The 17,590-nt window shown below is 63.8% G+C and carries 17 protein-coding genes and 3 pseudogenes; 13 read left to right on the top strand and 7 right to left on the bottom strand.

The window, feature by feature from the left end; translation table 11 throughout:
- Nucleotides 1-58 precede the first annotated feature (58 nt).
- The 10 genes and pseudogenes from ASPU41_RS22210 (at nt 59) to ASPU41_RS16395 (ending at nt 10,613) form a co-directional block, all read left to right on the top strand.
- On the top strand, nt 59-301 hold the full coding sequence (locus tag ASPU41_RS22210) for a DUF2933 domain-containing protein (protein ID WP_083266704.1): 243 nt from the start codon (nt 59-61) through the stop codon (nt 299-301).
- Nucleotides 291-974 (top strand): methyltransferase family protein, encoded by a 684-nt coding sequence (locus ASPU41_RS16435; protein WP_069952766.1) that lies wholly within the window; start codon nt 291-293, stop codon nt 972-974. The genes ASPU41_RS22210 and ASPU41_RS16435 overlap by 11 nt, the downstream gene beginning before the upstream one ends.
- 253 nt (nt 975-1,227) lie before the next feature.
- Entirely contained in the window at nt 1,228-1,686 is a 459-nt protein-coding gene (locus ASPU41_RS16430) for a hypothetical protein (RefSeq protein ID WP_069951816.1), read from the top strand.
- Nucleotides 1,687-1,693: 7 nt separating this feature from the next.
- Nucleotides 1,694-2,803, top strand: coding sequence for a cytochrome b N-terminal domain-containing protein (locus ASPU41_RS16425; RefSeq protein WP_083266574.1), 1,110 nt, complete (start codon nt 1,694-1,696; stop codon nt 2,801-2,803).
- A gap of 864 nt (nt 2,804-3,667) precedes the next feature.
- A complete protein-coding gene (locus ASPU41_RS16415) occupies nt 3,668-4,528 on the top strand; it encodes a DMT family transporter (protein WP_069951814.1) in 861 nt (286 codons plus the stop codon).
- Between the two features lie 99 nt (nt 4,529-4,627).
- A complete protein-coding gene (locus tag ASPU41_RS16410) occupies nt 4,628-6,292 on the top strand; it encodes an ABC1 kinase family protein (protein ID WP_069951813.1) in 1,665 nt (554 codons plus the stop codon).
- A 399-nt stretch (nt 6,293-6,691) separates the two neighbouring features.
- Nucleotides 6,692-7,186, top strand: coding sequence for a universal stress protein (locus ASPU41_RS16405; protein WP_231941103.1), 495 nt, complete (start codon nt 6,692-6,694; stop codon nt 7,184-7,186).
- 212 nt (nt 7,187-7,398) lie between these two features.
- Nucleotides 7,399-7,845 (top strand): hypothetical protein, encoded by a 447-nt coding sequence (locus ASPU41_RS16400; protein ID WP_069951811.1) that lies wholly within the window; start codon nt 7,399-7,401, stop codon nt 7,843-7,845.
- Between the two features lie 217 nt (nt 7,846-8,062).
- On the top strand, nt 8,063-8,200 hold the full coding sequence (locus ASPU41_RS22745; protein WP_157357025.1) for a hypothetical protein: 138 nt from the start codon (nt 8,063-8,065) through the stop codon (nt 8,198-8,200).
- A gap of 1,176 nt (nt 8,201-9,376) precedes the next feature.
- A pseudogene (locus ASPU41_RS16395) lies at nt 9,377-10,613 on the top strand (IS30 family transposase).
- A 575-nt stretch (nt 10,614-11,188) separates the two neighbouring features.
- Here ASPU41_RS16395 and ASPU41_RS24100 read toward each other — a convergent pair.
- Nucleotides 11,189-11,332, bottom strand: coding sequence for a hypothetical protein (locus tag ASPU41_RS24100; RefSeq protein WP_197515686.1), 144 nt, complete (start codon nt 11,330-11,332; stop codon nt 11,189-11,191).
- A gap of 349 nt (nt 11,333-11,681) precedes the next feature.
- Here ASPU41_RS24100 and ASPU41_RS24095 point away from each other — a divergent pair.
- Nucleotides 11,682-11,813, top strand: a pseudogene (locus ASPU41_RS24095) (IS30 family transposase); the annotation flags it as partial.
- A 91-nt stretch (nt 11,814-11,904) separates the two neighbouring features.
- Here the strand turns inward: ASPU41_RS24095 and ASPU41_RS16390 are convergent.
- The 6 genes from ASPU41_RS16390 to ASPU41_RS16365 all read right to left on the bottom strand — a co-directional run bounded on the left by ASPU41_RS16390 (nt 11,905) and on the right by ASPU41_RS16365 (nt 16,379).
- Nucleotides 11,905-12,474 (bottom strand): sulfocyanin-like copper-binding protein, encoded by a 570-nt coding sequence (locus tag ASPU41_RS16390; protein WP_069951810.1) that lies wholly within the window; start codon nt 12,472-12,474, stop codon nt 11,905-11,907.
- On the bottom strand, nt 12,471-12,719 hold the full coding sequence (locus ASPU41_RS16385) for an SHOCT domain-containing protein (RefSeq protein ID WP_069951809.1): 249 nt from the start codon (nt 12,717-12,719) through the stop codon (nt 12,471-12,473). Before ASPU41_RS16385 ends, ASPU41_RS16390 begins: the two co-directional genes overlap by 4 nt.
- Nucleotides 12,720-13,320: 601 nt before the next feature.
- On the bottom strand, nt 13,321-13,800 hold the full coding sequence (locus ASPU41_RS24090; protein ID WP_083266572.1) for a DUF4395 family protein: 480 nt from the start codon (nt 13,798-13,800) through the stop codon (nt 13,321-13,323).
- Between the two features lie 355 nt (nt 13,801-14,155).
- Nucleotides 14,156-14,566 carry a DUF302 domain-containing protein gene (locus ASPU41_RS16375; protein WP_069951807.1) on the bottom strand — a complete coding sequence of 137 codons (411 nt, stop codon included), beginning with the start codon at nt 14,564-14,566 and terminating at the stop codon, nt 14,156-14,158.
- Nucleotides 14,567-14,622: 56 nt separating this feature from the next.
- Nucleotides 14,623-16,107, bottom strand: a complete 1,485-nt coding sequence (locus tag ASPU41_RS16370) for a multicopper oxidase family protein (protein ID WP_069951806.1) — start codon at nt 16,105-16,107, stop codon at nt 14,623-14,625.
- Complete coding sequence (locus ASPU41_RS16365) at nt 16,107-16,379, bottom strand: SHOCT domain-containing protein (RefSeq protein ID WP_069951805.1); 273 nt, start codon at nt 16,377-16,379, stop codon at nt 16,107-16,109. The genes ASPU41_RS16370 and ASPU41_RS16365 overlap by 1 nt, the downstream gene beginning before the upstream one ends.
- A gap of 381 nt (nt 16,380-16,760) precedes the next feature.
- On the opposite strand from ASPU41_RS16365, the gene ASPU41_RS16360 reads away from it, so the two are divergent.
- A complete protein-coding gene (locus tag ASPU41_RS16360) occupies nt 16,761-17,195 on the top strand; it encodes a rhodanese-like domain-containing protein (protein WP_083266571.1) in 435 nt (144 codons plus the stop codon).
- 19 nt (nt 17,196-17,214) lie between these two features.
- A pseudogene (locus ASPU41_RS23510) lies at nt 17,215-17,440 on the top strand (IS110 family transposase); the annotation flags it as partial.
- Nucleotides 17,441-17,590 lie beyond the last annotated feature (150 nt).

Here is a 17,590-nt window from a genome sequence, read left to right as displayed (position 1 = left end):
CCACGACCACCAGCACCCCGACCAGCCGACCGGGACTCCCGTCCCCGGGGGCCAACCCATGGATAAGCGATCTCCCCTGAACTTCGGTCCCGGCTCCGGGGGAGCCACTCTGCGCCGCACACTGACCGTCCTCACCGTCGCGGTCGCCGTGATCTACCTCCTGACCAGCCATTGGGTTCATGTGCTCGATGCGCTGCCCTACATCTTCGTGGTGGGGATGCTGGGAATGCACCTTTTCGGTCACGGAGGCCATGGCGGTCACGGAGGCCACGGCGGCGGGGGTGGAAATCATGACAAGTGATGACTCCGGGTACAACCTGTGGTTCCTGGTGATTCTGAACTCTGCCATATTCATTGTTTTCGCCTTCAGCTTCGTCAAACCGAAAACGAAACTCGACTGGCGGGCCTTCGGGGGGTTCGCCGCGTTCATCGTCGCGTTGTTCACGGAGATGTACGGTTTTCCGCTGACCATCTACTTCCTCTCCGGCTGGATGGGCAGCCAGTTCCCGAATCTGAGTCTTCTGACCCATAATTCAGGGCATCTGTGGCAGGACCTGATGGGCTGGCAAGGAGATCCGCATCTGAACCCCCTGCACCTGCTGAGCAACGTGCTCATAGCTGCCGGCTTCATCCTGCTGTATCAGGCATGGCGCGTCCTGTATGCGGCACAGACGGAGCACCGGTTGGCGGTCACTGGTATCTACGCCCGGCTCCGTCACCCGCAGTACCTGGGGTTCTTGACGATCATGTTCGGGTTCCTGCTGCAGTGGCCCACCCTCCTGACCCTGATCATGTTCCCGATCCTGGTTGTCGTCTACCACCGCCTTGCCAGATACGAAGAGAAGAACATGGCGGCCGAATTCGGAGAGGAGTACCTCGCCTATGCCCGCAACGTTCCAGGCTTCATCCCCCGGTTCGGAAAAAACAACGGTGTACGGCGCGTTCACGGCCCCGGCCCTCAAGAACCTCAGTAGTCGTGCTTCTGCCGGGCGGCGCCGGCCAGGCCCACCATGCAGGAGCCATCCATGTTAGGAGCCATCCATGCGAACAAAATCTGGATCCGGAAGATCCGGCCGACACGACACCAGACATTCCGGGTCAGTGCCGCTCTGTGCCGGAAGAACATGCGCGGCTGTCCTTCTGGCCTGTTTCTTCCTCGTCGGCGGAGTCATATCAGCCCCACCGGCTTCCGCCCACGAGGGAGATCCTTCGACAGAGGCGTATCTGTTGGTTCAACAGGCGCTGGGGCACCTCGTCCACGATCCGGGCAATGTTGGTCCGGCCCTGGAGAAAATCGACGCGGCCCTCGCCGCGCCGGACCAGGAGGGCGTATCCGTGGTTGAACTCCAGCAGGCCAAGGCTGCCATCCGGGCCGGAAATTCAGCCCAGGGACGTGCCTTGCTGCAGGAGTCCGTTGCGGTGGCCCTGAGCACGTTGAAGCCCGCGACCGGCGATGAGACCGGGACAACAGTCGTCCTTGACCCGCTCCCGCCCCGTGGGGGGCTGACGGGAGCGGACTGGGGGTTTTTGACAGTATCCATGCTGGCGGTGCTCACGGGATTGTTCCTGGCATACGTGTTCCGTCCACACCAGAATGTCCGGGAGTTGAGATTGCTGCTGGCCTGGAAGCACAGACGCCAGAATCTGCCCCCGCAACATGAGCGGTCGGGCCGGAAGGAGCGGTGAATCTGAGATGAATGATGAATCGACGACCATCGGCGGCCAAACCCCGGCACAGGCGCCGCGCCGCGGTCGCGCCCGGCACCTACTGGATGTGATCGATGAGCGGCTGGGCATCGGCGCCTTGGGGTACGCCGTCCCGGAACACGCAAACTCCCTGGCCTGGAGCCTGGGAGGTGTCACGGCCGTAGCCTTCGGAATCCTGGTGGTGAGCGGCGCTCTGCTGGTCCAGTTCTACAGCCCCACCCCGGAAACGGCTAACCAGTCGGTCCGCGGCATTGTCACCGACGTCTGGGGCGGAAGCGTTCTGCGGGGCGTGCACTTCTGGGCATCCCAAGCCATGTATGTCACCGCGGCACTGCACCTGATCAGGGTATTCGTTACCGGCTCATTCAAACGCCCGCGCGAAGGCAACTGGCTCATCGGAGTGGCACTGTTCGCTCTAATCACCCTCGCCCTGTTCACGGGAACAGTCCTGAAGTGGGATCAGGAGGGCTTTGAGGCGCTGGGGCACAATGTGGAGGTCGGGGATCTGCTCGGCGGGGCCGGGTTCTGGTTTTCTGCCGAGTTCGCGGATCAAGTTTCGATCCTCGTGCGAGTTTACGGCGCGCATGTGGTGATCCTTCCAGGAACCATTCTGGTCCTCGTGACTCTGCACGGGCTCCTGGTAAAACGCCACAGAATCTCTCCCCACCCGTCGCTGCCGGCCGATGCCTCCGGGGAACAGGCTTCGGCTGCGGAACCAACCGAACCCTTCACCCATCACCTGCGCCGAATCGGCGCGTTCGGCCTGATGCTGGCAGGTGCGCTTGGGATCCTGGCGGTGTTCCTTCCACCCCCGGTAGGTTCGACCCCGGTCGCCGGCATCGAGGTGACCCGGCCCCCATGGAATTTCTGGTGGCTCTACACACTGGAAGACTGGTTTGGTCTGCCCGCCATCCTTTTTGCCGAGGTCGCGTTTTTCATTCTCCTGGCCGCGGTTCCCTTTGCGGACCGAAGCCGGAACCGGCTGTGGCGACGGCGCCCCGTCTCGATCGCTCTTGGCCTTGTGCTGGTGCTGGGCATCCTGGCGCTCACAGTTCTGATTTTCTTCATTCCGGTCAAAGAGCATCTGGGGGCGTGAGTATGCGAACGGCACCCCCATATTCGCCGGAGCGGCGGGCACGACGGTCGTTTTGGATTCTCGTCACGGCTGCCGTGCTGGCCGGAGGTTCGCTGACGGGCACCCTCGCCGCGGCCCCTGCACCCGTCACAGGCTTATGGACCGCCGCCAGCGGAACCGTCCTGGCCGTTTCGCTGAGCCTGACTGTGCGTATTCTCAACTTCCAGGACCGGGCACGCAGGGCGCCGGACCAGCGGCCCCAGAGGCCTTCTGCCGGTGCCGTTCAGGACAGGTTATGAAGGCCGGCAGTGTATTGCTGCCGGACGCTCAGCCCGTGAACGACGGCGTGCCCTGCAATTGCCCGGCCGATCCGACTGCCCGGATCCCCTGGCCAGAGGCGCCCGGTCTGCACGTGCGTGCACAAGTTGTCCACCGTACCCGGCGGCTGGAAGCTGGAATTTCGGCTCCGCCGGCCTCCCCTCAGTCGGGGCAGGCCCCTAAGGGAGGATTTCTGATGGTTCAACAGCGCCTGACGTATCCGGGTTGCAGGCCACCCGACTACCGGAAAACGGTCTTGGAGGCCGCCGGCTCAGTCATCGCGGCTCCGGACCAGGAAGGCATAGCCTTCAGCGATGCCCGCGATGCCAATATGCTGGTCAGCATAGGGCGCGCTCGCTCACGGCACGGGGCAGAGCCGGCCGCTGAAGGCCCGAATCCGCCGGTGGGTGTCTCTTCCCTCATGAACAGGAGAATCACTCAGCCGTGCGCTGTGTCTGTCGAAGGCCTCTCCGGGATCCTGCCGTCGAAGGAGCTGCTGTGCGCACGCCCCCGACAGTAGTCAGTGCCGGACAGCTCGGAAACCTGCGTCGGCCCAGGCCGGTGCGGATGCTGTGGATAACCTTTGCCTGGGGCTCGTGCTTTCTGGCGATCAGCATCGGTCTGAAGGATGCTCCGCTGCTGTGGTTCGCCGCGTTGCGCGCACTCATAGCCGGCGGGGTGCTCCTCGCAGTTGCGGGATTCCGGCGGGAACCGACGCCGCGCGGGGCCCGGACCTGGGCTCTGATAGCAGTGATGGGCATTGTCAATGTCACACTGGCGTTCGCTGCCATGTTCGGCGGTCTGGCCGGTCTATCGACGGGAGCCGCCTCCGTTCTGGCCAATGCACAGCCCTTGCTCATAGTGCTTCCGGCCTGGTGGATATACAAGGAGCGCGTGTCCGCCCGCACGCTGGCGGCGATGGGGACAGGTTTCGCAGGGCTATTGGCAGTCGCCCTGCCCAGCGGCACCGGCACCGGTGCGTGGCTCTCAATCACCGCAGCTCTCGCGGTCACCGCCGGAACTCTGATTTCGAGGCAGATAAAGGCCGATGTCCTGCAGGTGATTGCCTGGCATTTCCTGGTTGGGGGCGCCATTCTTGCCGTCATCGCCGGGCTTACCGAGGGGGCGCCGTCCATCAACTGGGGCTTGCGCTTCATCGGCATTCTCCTCTATGTTTCCCTCGTGGGAACCGCTGCGGCCTTTCTCGGCTGGTTCACAGAAGTCCGGCACAGCCGCCTGGACGCGGTCACGGCATGGACCTTCCTGGTCCCGGTGTTCGGCATCCTGCTATCCATGGTCGTCCTGGGGGAACGGCAGAGCAGTTGGACCCTGGCCGGCATGGCCCTGGTTCTGGTGTCGATGCTCGTCCTTGTGCTGCCGCTGAAACAGCCGACTCTGCAAAGGGCCGAAACCTCCCGTGGACAGTAGACCGCGGCCACGCTCCATGGAACGGCGAGCCGTGCAGGAACGCCAGGCACGCCGTGCCGCTTTGAAGCCTCCCACATCACACGGAAATCAGAACCGGCAATGACAACGAACATACGGGTACACCGCTATCAGCAGATCAGCGAGATTCTGGCCCGGCACGGGCTGGGCTTCCTCGTGGGTATCACCGGACTCGAGCGGTGGGTACCCTTCCACCACGGACTCCTGGGCCATGAACGAAGAGCCGAGCCCTACACGAATCCAGACCACCTGCGGTTGGCCCTCGAAGAGCTGGGACCGACGTTCATCAAGCTCGGCCAGCTCCTCTCCACCCGCCCTGACCTCTTGCCGCCCCGGTACCAGACGGAGTTGGCTAAACTCCAGGACGCTGCCCCACCTGTGCCAGGGGCAACGATCCGTCAGCTGATCCGCGAAGAACTCGGGTCCGAGACGGACGACGTGTTTGCGGACTTCACCCTCGAACCCCTGGCGAGTGCCTCCATCGGCCAGGCCCATGCAGCAACTCTCCACGACGGAACACACGTCGTTGTAAAAGTCCGGCGACCCGACGTCATTCCCACGATCGAGGCAGACCTGGATATTCTGCAGAACCTCGCGGTCCAGATCAGCCACCGGTGGGATGCGGCGGCCGACTACAATCTCCCCGGCATAGCCGCGGAGTTTGCACAGACGCTGAGGGCAGAACTCGACTATCTTCAGGAAGGCCGGAACGCGGAGCGATTCGCCGAGAACTTCGCCTCCGACCCCGGCGTCCACATTCCCCGCGTCTTTTGGGAGACGACCACGTCCCGGGTGCTGACGCTGGAGCGGATCGTGGGGATGAAAGTCAATGATCTCGACGGGTTGGACCGTGCAGGGATCGACCGTGCTGCGCTGGCTGTCCGGTCCGCAGGCACAGCCCTAAAAATGGTCTTCGAAGACGGGTTCTTCCATGCCGATCCGCATCCCGGCAACCTGTTCATCGAACCGGACGGTCGCATAGGTCTCATCGACTTCGGCATGGTCGGCGAGGTGAACGACAAGCTCCGCAGCCAACTCAGCGTCCTACTGACTGCATTGGCCCGCAACGACCCGGGCCGTGTCGGCTCCGCTTTGCTGGACCTTTCCGTAACCCGGCAGCCTGTGGACCGCAGCCGGCTGCGCGCGGACGTCACCCTGTTTATTGCCCTCTACGAAGACCGCCCACTAAATCAGATCGAAATCGGGCCGCTGATCACCCAAGCGGTCGCGCTGATGCGCACCTACCACCTGCAGATGCCTCAGGAACTGGCGAAGCTCCTGAAAATGATGATCATGGCCGAAGGCATCGGAGTTGAACTGGACCCCGGCTTTAATCTGGGCGTGATGCTGGCGCCCTATGCCAGGAAGCTGATGTTCCGCCGCTTTGCGCCGCAGGCGTTGGCCGCGCGCATAGCCGCAGCCGGTGCTGACGCGGCGGAACTGGCCGAGGACCTGCCGGACCTACTCCGACGGGTCGTGGATAGCCTCGACACAGGCTTGGAAGTCCATTTACGGGCCGCGGAGCTTGAACCCCTGGTCGGGCGGATTGAACGCATCGGCAACCGCCTGGTAGCAGGCATGATCTCGGCAGCTCTAATCGGAGGGGTGGGAGCACTTGCGGCGGGGGACAGGGACCGTTGGGGCAGCTGGGAGAAACCGCTGATGAGGGCCGGGCTCGGTGCAGGCGGTGCGCTTGGCGCCTATCTGATCTGGACGTCACGGCATAACGGTGGTTCACACCAATGAGTGGACAATATTCCTTATGCCGCATCTGCTCCGGCTCCGGGCCAATGCCCCCGGCGCCGTCGGCCGGACGGCCGAACACTTTGGCCGTCAGCTGCACGGAAGGGTGGGTCATGAAAAAACCGCATGGTGATGCAGAGGCGATGAACACCGGCGGGTACACCCTTCTTCCGGCCGTCGTTTCCGGCACGGACAACACCGGCCGGGGCGCCGCAGGTGTGTCCGCACGCATTCGCCGATAACCGCGGGTCTCGCTCCGGACCGTGGTAGGGAACCGCGGCTGCCCTGATTGGGAACCCCCTGGCACCACCCGTCACCGGCAGGCCAGTTGGCGGCGTAGCATCTTCATTAATTGCAATCTTCATCAGGTACCTTGCCGCTGAAACCCGGCATGGGAGACTGATGGCAACCAGCCAGGCAGGACCTCAACGGACGGCGGAGATCATGAGCGGCGAAGACAGATTCAGAATCGCGGTCGGGGTGGACGGCTCCGCGGAATCACGGTTGGCTCTCGAATGGGCCGTCACGGAAGCCCGTCTCCGCCACGGACAGGTGCGGGCCGTGACCGCCTGGGAGTACCCGCCCGTGACGGCCGGCATGGAAGCGATGATCTGGGATCCTGTCATTTTCGAGCCGGCCGCCCGGAGAATGCAGACCGACGCCTTGAAGGCCGTGGACACCGAAGGCGTCAACGTCATCGGTGACGTCGTCCAAGGGCCCACGGTAACCGTCCTTGTAAATGCTTCCAAGGACGCGGACCTGCTGGTCGTTGGTTCCCGTGGCCACGGAGGATTTACCGGGCTGCTGCTCGGGTCCGTGTCCACGCAGGTAGTCCACCATGCCGCCTGCGCCGTGCTCGTCGTCAGAACCAGGCCCAGAGTCCTCGAAGTTGGATAACGTCTTCAGTCGACGTGTCACCTCAGTGGGCCGGGCGCACCCGGGAGGCGACCCGTACCACGGTCGGGGAGGGGGGCTAAGGAAGCAGCCACCGCCGGTTCCGTGCTTCTGCCAGGGGAGTGCTGCGTCTAATAGGAGCGCAGGAGCCTACCACGCAGTAGTCTTGGACTGGCTTCCGAGCTCACGGGGGACAAACGAAAGGACTGGATATCATGACCGATGATCACTCCCATCGTGTGCATGAGCCTGGCGTCTTGCCCTCCGGCATCCATGCCGATCCGACGGAACAACGGACATGGCGTGGCCGGTTGCAGGCCCTTTGGCACTCTATCGTCGCGGTCATTGGTTTCGTGGTCGGCCTCCTGCCTCATGTCCTGCATCACATCGGGATTCTCGCCGGCACGGCACTCGTGGCAGGGTCGGGCGGCACCGCATTGTTCGGCGCGCTGGGATTACTCGCTTCAATCCCACTGCTCCTGCGCCTATACCGGCGTTTTGGGACCTGGGTTGCGCCCGCCATCGGGCTGCTGATCTTCGCAGCAATGTTCGCGCTGTCCGCATTTGTCATCGGCCCGGCGATCAGTGGCACCGGAGGCGACCTAAATCCTGGGCCGGTACCGGGCGTGGACCACACAACGGATCACCCGTCGGGTCACTAGCCCGACCTCTGCCCGTTCCGGCACCGGGCATCCGCAACGTGTGCACGTGTATGTCCCTGCTGCAGGCCCCAACCACATTCAGCCCGTTTTACCGTTGGGCAATGCATGAGCATTCGCCCATCTGGCTCGGCATGCGTCGTCTGAGGCTCTCACCGGTGAAGCCGGTGCCGCGGGCTTTGACGTACTGCCGCACCGCGGAACACGAGATCGCCGCCTGATGCTCATCAACCAGACGGTCGAAAATTCGTTGGGCGGCATGGCGTTGCTTTCGCGGCGCCTTCAGGTCGGCCAGAGCATTGCATCAATGACGCCCTTCAACCTGCGCGCCGGCCGTTCGGCAGCCGCCAACGCCTAGTATCCTGAAAGTTCACGTTGCCGCGGGCCCAGTGCACTCCACTGGAAGCTGGCTCGACACTTCCCTGGAGAATAGCGCTGATGGGGGTTGCGAATGTCGCGGTGGCCTTCGCCGATATCTTTGCCGGACCGCCGGGAGGGCCATCGGAGCCAGAGCAGTTCGTCCTGCTGCCGCACTCCCAGCCAACCCTAAGGTTCAGCAAGGCATAATGGACCGAAGCTCCGGTCAACCGCTATTTGACCGGAGCTTCGCCAATGGAAGGGTCGCGCGGCCCTGAGTCCACGGACGGCGTTGGCGCCCTTGTCCGTCGGCACCGCAAGCACTTCATCGGCCGGTTCCTGTAGCCCGGCGTCCCGGGCCAAGGTCATCACCGGCAGCAGCCCGGCAGCCGACACGAGATTCGGCTCGTCAAAGGAAACTGACACGGAGGCACGCTTACGGGAAACTCGCATCTACGAGATGACCTCTTTTCGGTGGTCAATGTGCTCTAGACAAGCTCCATTTTCCTTGAAAAGGCGAGTTCTAACGGTCGTTGCAACACCCCCTGAAAACCGGGAGTTGCAACGCCTTGGAAACATCATTGATGAATAGTTCTTCCTTGAAGGAAGAATCACCCTTAAGGAAAAAATCTGGACGGTCCGCCGCACCGTCCCTGAAGCGTGCTCATCGGAGCTATTACGCGTCCGAGCGGGCGGATTTCTTCGTGGCCTTGGAGCGTCTGGGAAGCATTCCGCTGGCCGCCCGGGAATTGGGATTCAACCTCAGTACTTGCGATGCCTGGGCGGGACCTTCGGGAAGGAAGTCCGGCCAAAAATACACCCAGGCCGAGAAGGACAGGTTCTTTGTCTTGCTGGACCGGTTGGGGAGCGTGAGCCTCGCGGCCAAGACGGTGGGCATCAACGTCCAAACCTGCTTCCATTGGGCCTACAAGGCTGGCGCCGTCACCCGCAAACCCCGCACAAATCCGGTGGCAAAGCAGTCTGCCACCCAGGAACAGAAGGACGAGTTCTTCGCCGTCCTCGCTCGTGTGGGCAGTGTCAGCGTGGCCGCCCGGGAGCTTGGTCTTGAGAGGTCCCGGGCGTCAGGTGGGCCCGTCATGCCGGAATCGGGTCCGTCCACCCAGGGGTGGGGAAACGCGCCGAATTCCTGCGGTTGCGCGAAGCGGGCGTCGGCCGGATGGAGGCCGCTGCCACCGCCGGTGCGAGCCGCAAAAGCGGGTACCTGTGGGAGAACGAGCGGGGTGCGGCCAAGAGCCGCGCCGTTGGCTCCAACGCCCCGGAAGTACCGTATAAACAGGAAGTGATTACTGCTTTAGCCGAACCACCTGCCCCTGTTACGGCACCGGAAGCCCCGCCGGAGCTGGTGCCGGCGCTGCCACCACTGCCGGCGGCTCCGGTGGTCTTGGAAGCCCTGGAGCAGCCCGTCAACGCCCGCTATCTGTCCCTGCCTGAGCGGGAGAGAATTGCGGACCTGCGCACCCAAGGAACCTCCATGCAGGCGGTTGGCAGGGCTTTGGGCCGATCGGTGGGCACCATCAGCCGGGAGATCAAACGCAACAGCCACCCGGTGCTCGGCTACCAGCCCTACGGCGCCCACCGGGCTGCCACGGCGGCGCGGGCACGGCCCAAGGACAGTAAGCTGGCAGAACTCGGGGGCCCTGCGCGACTCCGTGACGGACAAGCTGCGCATCCGCTGGTCTCCGGAGCGGATATCGAAGCTGCTGATCAAGGACTTCCCTGATGACGAGCAGATGCGCGTGAGCCCCGAAACGATCTACCAAGCCCTCTACTTCCAGGCCCGCGGAGGACTCAAACGCGAAGTCAAAGAAGCCCTGCGCACGGGACGGACACGCCGCAAAAAGCAGAAAAGCCCCGAGGAACGCACCAGCCGTTTCCGGGCCCGATGATCAACATTTCCGAGCTCCCCGCAGAGGTCCAGGACCGCGCGATCCCGGGCCATTGGGAGGGCCTACATCACAAGTGCACACAACCAATCGGCGATTGCGACGCTGGTCGAGCGCACCACCCGCTACGTGATGCTGGTGCACCTTCCGGTGGACCATACCGTCGAATCGGTCCGCGACGGGCTCATAGAAACCATGGGGACCATGCCGGCGCACCTGCGAGGATCCCTGACCTGGGACCAGTGCGTCGAAATGGCCAAACACAAGGCGTTCAGCATCGCCACCGACATGGACGTCTACTTCTGCGACCCGGCCAGCCCCTGGCAGCGCGGATCCAACGAGAACACCAACGGGCTGCTGCGCCAGTACTTCCCCAAAAGCACCAACCTGAACGCCTACGGGCCCGAGGACCTCGAACACGTCGCCCAGGAACTCAACGACCGCCCCAGCAAAACACTCGGCTGGAAAACCCCGGCCGAGTCACTTCGTGATTTACTGATAGCCAGCTGACCTTGGGTGTTGCATCGACCCCTGGAATTCGCCCAAGACGGGTATTCTCGGTTTAAACCGCCGCCGGTGCCCCGACCATCATCGGTGGATCAAGGCTAAGGCGAACCTTTGCAGCATTGACGCTGCACCCTAGAACTTCCTTTGTCCGAGGGAAAACAGAAAGAACCGGCCACATCTGTGCCGGTTCTTTCGCTTAAGCCAAAACGGCCCGCGGAACGCCAGCCGACCGAGCCGTTCCCAGGACCGTGACCGAAGTTTCTGTTCCGTGCCCTGCGCACCACCTTGACCACAAAGAAGACGACGGCGAGGGTCGCCGCGATCGGCAGACCGATGTCGATATGCCACAGCTCGAGCCTCTAAGTATCCCCAACGCTTACCAACCTGCGAGAGCGTGCGACCGGCACCTCCGGCGGACTTCCTGGCAGCGGTCATGATATTCCGGAAGCGGGCGTCCACGCCTGAAGCGAAGTGCAGCAACCGTCGGCAGACACGACCTTCCTGCGATTCACGGCAGGCCAGCTGCTTGACCTTCGCCCGGCACACCCAAGGGGGCATGAGCTGTGTGGCGTTGAAGGTCATGGACGAACGTAGTCGGCGCGGCAGCGCCGCGGGGGTCTTCGGCGAGGTCGACAAGTTGGGAGGCTATGACGGCCAGTGTGCTTGCTGTGAACGTAGAGCAGGGCGAAGGCCGCGTCGGCCCCGATGCCGAGCCGTCCCATAAGAATGCCCCGGGCCCTTCCGAGGACGGCCTCGGCACGCTGTGGCACTTTCGCTTCGACAGTGCCCGTGCTGGGGCCGGCACCTCGGAAGGCAGCTGTAAGCACCCGCTCTCAGACCGTCTCAGTGTCTGGGTTCTCTCGGGGTCCGACGTGACTCCGGCACGGAACGGACTGCGTTTGTGCAGTTCAGGCGTCGTCGGGCGCCACTCTGACGTGGGCCACAGGTGTGGTCCTAGCAAGACCCGCGGCTACCGCCCCGTCACCGCAGACGTGTCGGCGGAGCGGAAACGCAAGCGTCCCCAGGCCCGGAAGATGGACACGGATCCTGTCCTCGCGGCACGGGTCAAGGCCCAGCGACCAGCCCTACCTGGACTCCATCGCGGATGAACTCAACGACAGACCCCGCGCCGTCCTCGGGTTCCTCACTCCGCGGGAAATATTTACCAAGCTAATCAACGACAACGTTGCTAAGGCGGATTGACACCGCCGGATCCAGCAGGCAGGAATGGTGGATGCAGTTCGCGACGCAGGAGTCCGACGCCGGTAGTGATGCCGGATCTGGTCCGGCCGGTTCAGGTGACGGTGAGTCGGGTGTACATCCCGGCCCAGTAGTGGCCCGGCAGATTGCAGAACAATTCATATTCTCCGGGCGCAAGATCCAGAGTGATCCATCCGGCCGCAGACGGGAGAATCCCGTCGCCTTCGCCTTCGGCGCAAGTGGCGGCGGCCTCAGCCAAACTGCCGCTCTCATCGATTTTGCCGTCCCGGCCAACCGGGCGGGTTCCTGCGATCTGTGTACCTGCCAGCGGGATGATCATCATTTCGTGAGGGATGTTACCGACGTTGGTGACGAGAAAGGACACCTCGCCGCCAGTCACGGTGGTCCTGTCTGCGGTCAGCAGCATGCTGCCGCGCATCATCCCGGAACCGCCCATCAGGGCACCTCCCATGTCAGAGGCCGTGACGTTGATGACCGTACCGGGGAGGCCGGGCGCCGTGCATCGGGAGGCTCCGGGAAACGCGTAGCCTCCCGGGTCCGTCCCGCCGCTCATGAAGACCACAGCCAGCATGGACAGGGCAGTCAGGACAAGCGCTGCGGCGGCACCGAACAAAAAATGCGTTTTGCGGCTCAGAGTCTTCATAGCTTGTTTCGAAGAACCGTGCGGCGTTCATTGAGCTCGTTCGCGTCGATCTCCCCGCGGGCGAAGCGTTCGTTGAGGATCCGCTCCGGGTCATCGTGCGGGGACCCGGAGTGACCCCCCACGCCGGCCCGTCCGCTGCGGATCAGAACAATCACCACGGCCGCCACCCCTCCCCAGAACAGCAGCATCATCACTGCCATCACCACCCAGCCGAGAATGCCCCCATCGCCATACCATCCATACATCGTGTGATCTCCTTCAACTCGTTGGTGACTGCTGCCCCGCTTCCACTATTGCCTGTTCCGGATCGGCACAATAGGGCCCTTGGTCCATGAGACGGCTGCCCGCACCCCGCCAGGTTCGCAGCCCTGGCCGAACGGCCGAGGCGATGCCTAACCATGCTGGGTCTGCCCGAGCGTAAGGCCGCGCCCAGGCCGGACGCCCCTATCGACCGGGTCCATGACCTGCCAGCACTGATGCGCGGCTCCCTGACCTGGCACCAAGAGAGGGACCCACCACACCGCTCTGACCTGCATCGCCAGCACCCGGAGCATGCCCTCGTTCTGCTTCTTGAGTTGACAGGTGGATACGTGCCGTCGCCCGCCCTTCGCGTCCATCCCCCACGGCGCTGACGCGCAGAAAACGCGGTTTTTCGGTGGGATGCTGGGGGTGTGCAGAACGTGAGGACAGTGCGCAAAATAGCCCAGGGCTAGCGCCGGAAATGAAAAACCGGCCAGGAACCGGCCGTCGGTGAACCAGATGCTGGTCAGAATCCGGGCACTGCCGGGTGAGTGCGCGCTGATGAGGTAATGGTGAAGATACCTCGCCGCGCTGATGCTCCGGTAGTTACGACCTCGCCGCTGAATGCCGGAAAAGTAATCTGTAGATCCACGACCCGAGACACCAATGGGTGGTGGTGAGCATTAAGCCCCCTAGGGCGACCGCTCCTCCTAGGATGATTCCCAACGTTGATAACCCGTAGTAGATGGACAAGGCCGAGCCCGTCAGCAGCACGGTGGACAGCAGGTACGAAAACCGTCGTGGTGTCGGCGTGGGCGGGAGCGCTGGCCCATGAAGTAGATGTCGGACGCCAAAATTGTAAACCAGATCTAGAATCATCCCGCGGGGGAATAGTGCTCCGCTAAGTGGAACGATTGCCCCAATCCCAAGAAAAGTGGGCGACTGCAAAGTCAATCCGACGACGATTAGGACGGTGCCCACTCCCGGCGTGAATCGCAGGGGCCACGCATAGCAAGACTTGGCGTCCTCATTAAGACTTCCAAATCCTTGCTTATCTAGATTGTTCTTTGTGAAGTCTTTGAGCATTTTGGTTCCCTCATTGTGGGTGGAATCCTTGCTCTCGAATCTTTAGCGTGGTCTCCCAAACATGAGCAGGGCCCGCAGCCCGGCGATTAGTGCGAGCCGTGTTCAAGGATACCGGCGCTGTTGATGCTGCGTTGATTCTTTTCAATCTCGATGATTCCAGGCTCTTGAACTTTGGCCGTGCTGAACACCCGCGCCACGCCCAGTCGAGAGCCGCCAACAAGGCCCCGGCTGATCCAGGCACCGTGTGAATAATCCCGCCAGCCCCGCACAGTAGCCGGCGGGTTCCGGTGCCACGCCGCGTTCAACCGTACTCGTTCTCTCCGCAGGCGGTCTGTCGCTGCACGTTCAACCGGTCTTAGGCGGTTTCGAGTTCCTTCAGGGCTGCGAGAAGCCTGTGATCGGCGTCCGAGGCGACTTCGGCGACGGCCGGGGCGTCGCTGAGCTGGACCATGGTCTGCGGGTCGATGGTCTGGATGACGGTGGTGGAGTTGTCAGGTCCGCGCCTGATCACGACGTTGCAGGGCAGCAGCAGCCCCATGTCCGGGTCCGCGGCGAGAGCTTTCTGCGCCAGGGCAGGATTACAGACGCCCAGGATGAGGTAGTCACCCAGGCCCTGCCCGGCGTCGGACCCGAGTTTGGCCTCGAAGGTGGCGCGGACATCGATTTCGGAGAGCACGCCGAAGCCCTGCCCCGAGAGGGCTTCCCGGGTCCGGGTTACTGCTTCTGCGTAGGGCAGGGCGACGGTGATGGTGTGTGCGTAGGTCATTGTTGTGCTCCTTCATCGGTTTTCTCATTCATGCAAAGGACTGTGGGGCCGCTGTGCTACCGGGCTTCGATCAGGCCCATCATGCCGCTGTCCTCGTGGTCCAGGATGTGGCAGTGGTAGACGGTTTTCCCGGTGAAGTCATCGAAGGCGATCCGGACCCGGACGCTGCTGCGGGCCGGGACGTTGACCACGTCCTGCCACAGGGGACTATCCACGGGCTGGCCGTCCTGTTCGATGATCTGCATCGGCCATACGTGCAGGTGCACGGGGTGGTCCATCGGGCTGGTGTTCCTCAGGGTCCATTCCTCGACGGCGCCGGCGGGGACCGTGGTATCGATCCGGGCGGGGTGGAACGGCCTACCGTTGATGGTGAAACTCATCATCCCCGATCCCATCCCACCGCCCATGCCGCCGCTGTTCATACCCATGCCCATAGCGAAGACCAGGTCCCGGCGGGCGGTCACCGGGGCGGCCCGCAGGTCCCGCGGTGCCGGCTGCGCCGGGACCGGTTCCGGCGCGGCAGCCGGTTCGCCGGCAACGGCCAGGGTGGCCAGGACGGTCCCGTCCGGGCCGGGCCGGGACTGTCCGCCACCGGTGCTGCCCATCATGGATCCCGTGCCGCCCCTGTCCACGGGCAGGGTGCGTAGTACGGCAGTCCCGGCGGCGGTGGTGACGAGCAGGTCGGCCCGGTTGCCCGGGGCCAGCAGCACCTCGTCAACGTCCCTGGGACTCTGGTAGCGGCCGGAATCCAGGCCAAGTAGCTGCAGGTGCTGGCCGTCGAGGCGGAGCTTCAGGTACCGGGAGGTGCAGGCATTGATGATCCGCCACCGTTCACGCTCGCCCGGCCGGGCGGCCAGGACCGGGTTCAGCTGCCCGTTGACCAGGACCAGGGTTCCTTCCCGGCCCATCATTTTCTCCATCGCTGACACGGTGGCGATGGAACCGCCCCCGGTGAGGGAGATGTCTGAAATGACCAGGACGCGTTCCCGGCTCACCGGCACGGGCTGGGAGTCCTGGACGATGATCGCCCCGTACAGTCCGCCGAAGATCTGGTCGGCGACGCTTCCATGACGGTGCGGGTGGTACCAGTACACGCCCGGCGGATGGTCCGCCGGCAACCGGTACTCATAGTCAAAGGACGTACCCGGTTCGACCGAAACCAGCACGTTGTCGCTGTTGCCTTGCGGGGAGACGTGCAGCCCGTGGACGTGCAGGTTCGTCGGATCCCCCAGCCTGTTCTCCAGCGTTACATTCACCCGGTCCCCGGGCCGCAGGAACAGGGTGGGGCCGGGCAGGGACCCGTTATAGGACAGCGCGTCGGCGTCCCTGCCCGCAATCCGCACCTGGCCCAGAGCCGCTGAAAGTTTCACCTGAAGCCGGCCATCGGCACTGTGCAGGGCCTGCGGCTCACTCAGGTCCAGCCCACCGTCAGCCTGGAACCCGGAACCCTGGTCCCAGAACAATCCCGCCGCGCCCGTCGCTGCGGCCGCAGCGCCCGCCCCTCCCAGGATCAAGGCACTGCGGCGGCTGAGAGGCCGCATCAGGCGTCATCCCCGAGGATCTTGAGCCGCTCACGGTATTCTTCCGCACTCAGCTCGCCCCTGGCAAAGCGTTCATCCAGGATCTCCCGGGGTGTGCCTCCGCCGCCCGCAGGCCCGGCGCCCCTGCCGTCAGGAGAGCCCGTGGGTCCGCCGCGGCGCCTGCCGGCCGAGAGAAACCATATCCCGAGACCGGCAAGCAGCAGGACCCCGACGATCAACAGCAGCCAGAACATCCCCGTCCAGCCCATGCCTGATCCGTATCCACCCATCATTACCCGTCTCCTTATCCCGTAAAACCGGTACTGACCGGCCTGCGGTGATCATTTTCGAGACTACACCATGATACCCATGGGGGTATATGGCCGAGGCGCGGCCGGGCGTTTGATGCTCCCGCGGCTTCAAACCGGGAATTCGGTCCTCGTCCATCAGCAGGCCTGCACCCGATCACGATACGACCGACGCCCGGCCGGAGGATGCCCGTTGGTCCCCGGCGCCCACGCCGGCGACCAACGGGCATGGTGCGCATGCCGAACCAGGCGTGCAGCGCGGCGGCCACCGCCGACGCCGGGGTGGAATGCCACCGGGGCCGCGTCCGGCGGCGTTAGGGTGGGAGCATGGGTGTCGAACCAGCGGTAATAAAGCGAATGTCGAGAATGCGTCCTCAGGCTCCGGCCAGCGTGCCCCGGGAGGTGGAGGGCGAACCGGATCTGGTAGCGGTGGACACGACATGGGGAGAGCTGCAGCCACTGCAGTGCGCACCCGGGGTGGTCACCCTGGGCGAACTCGAACTCCTGGAGCAGATCAGCGGCGGCGCTGTCCTGATCGACAGCCGCGTGCCTGACTCCAGGTCCGGGGTTACGATTCCAGGGGCAGTGAACATCCCGCACGACCGCATTATTGGATTCAGGGATCAACTCGAGGTATCGAGGCTGAGCATTTTCTTCTGTAACGGCCCGCAATGCCCGCAGTCACCGGCGGCCATCCGGGCGGTGCTGGAAACCGGGTATCCGGCATCCGCACTGGCCTACTACCGGGGAGGACTGCACGACTGGGTCACCCTGGCCATGCCCACGGAACAGATCACCTGACCCACGGGTTCGTCCAGGCGCCGGGGTCAACGGCGAAGCCGCCCGGACCATGCCCACCCACTGCGCTCCGTCCGGGTCGCCGACGAACAGCCCGCCGGCCTGACCACGATCTGCGGATGCTCGGCGGCGTCAATGACGCCCTGGCCAAACAGGCCACCGCAATCGAACAGGACCCGCGGGCTGCTCACGCGGCCCGGGAACGTGTCCTTGGCCCGCGCCTGGACCATCGGGCAGTACTTGATCTACCGCGGATCTGGCTTCCCCCCGTTACATTTATTGGGTCCCCTATGGCCGGGGGCATGGTCGCTGGACCCGGTATGACTTTCCTGCCCTGTCATTGATGATCCGGGGGTGTTGTCGCCGGGTTCGGAGGCACTTGTTGACCGCTGATAGGG

It is taken from the genome of Arthrobacter sp. U41 (assembly GCF_001750145.1).
Lineage (GTDB): Bacteria > Actinomycetota > Actinomycetes > Actinomycetales > Micrococcaceae > Arthrobacter.
The sequence above is the reverse complement of the archived record's forward strand: the minus strand, read 5'-3'. Positions and strand labels throughout refer to the sequence as shown.

Coding starts and splice junctions, on each gene's coding strand:
- ASPU41_RS16385 (WP_069951809.1), bottom strand. CDS start 12,719: ATGTATGGATGGTATGGCGATGGGGGCATTCTCGGCTGGGTGGTGATG.
- ASPU41_RS16435 (WP_069952766.1), top strand. CDS start 291: ATGACAAGTGATGACTCCGGGTACAACCTGTGGTTCCTGGTGATTCTG.
- ASPU41_RS22745 (WP_157357025.1), top strand. CDS start 8,063: ATGCTCATCAACCAGACGGTCGAAAATTCGTTGGGCGGCATGGCGTTG.
- ASPU41_RS16405 (WP_231941103.1), top strand. CDS start 6,692: ATGGCAACCAGCCAGGCAGGACCTCAACGGACGGCGGAGATCATGAGC.
- ASPU41_RS24100 (WP_197515686.1), bottom strand. CDS start 11,332: ATGGGACGGCTCGGCATCGGGGCCGACGCGGCCTTCGCCCTGCTCTAC.
- ASPU41_RS16410 (WP_069951813.1), top strand. CDS start 4,628: ATGACAACGAACATACGGGTACACCGCTATCAGCAGATCAGCGAGATT.
- ASPU41_RS16370 (WP_069951806.1), bottom strand. CDS start 16,107: ATGCGGCCTCTCAGCCGCCGCAGTGCCTTGATCCTGGGAGGGGCGGGC.
- ASPU41_RS16375 (WP_069951807.1), bottom strand. CDS start 14,566: ATGACCTACGCACACACCATCACCGTCGCCCTGCCCTACGCAGAAGCA.
- ASPU41_RS16415 (WP_069951814.1), top strand. CDS start 3,668: ATGCTGTGGATAACCTTTGCCTGGGGCTCGTGCTTTCTGGCGATCAGC.
- ASPU41_RS22210 (WP_083266704.1), top strand. CDS start 59: ATGGATAAGCGATCTCCCCTGAACTTCGGTCCCGGCTCCGGGGGAGCC.
- ASPU41_RS16365 (WP_069951805.1), bottom strand. CDS start 16,379: ATGATGGGTGGATACGGATCAGGCATGGGCTGGACGGGGATGTTCTGG.
- ASPU41_RS16400 (WP_069951811.1), top strand. CDS start 7,399: ATGACCGATGATCACTCCCATCGTGTGCATGAGCCTGGCGTCTTGCCC.
- ASPU41_RS16360 (WP_083266571.1), top strand. CDS start 16,761: ATGCGTCCTCAGGCTCCGGCCAGCGTGCCCCGGGAGGTGGAGGGCGAA.
- ASPU41_RS24090 (WP_083266572.1), bottom strand. CDS start 13,800: ATGCTCAAAGACTTCACAAAGAACAATCTAGATAAGCAAGGATTTGGA.
- ASPU41_RS16390 (WP_069951810.1), bottom strand. CDS start 12,474: ATGAAGACTCTGAGCCGCAAAACGCATTTTTTGTTCGGTGCCGCCGCA.
- ASPU41_RS16425 (WP_083266574.1), top strand. CDS start 1,694: ATGAATGATGAATCGACGACCATCGGCGGCCAAACCCCGGCACAGGCG.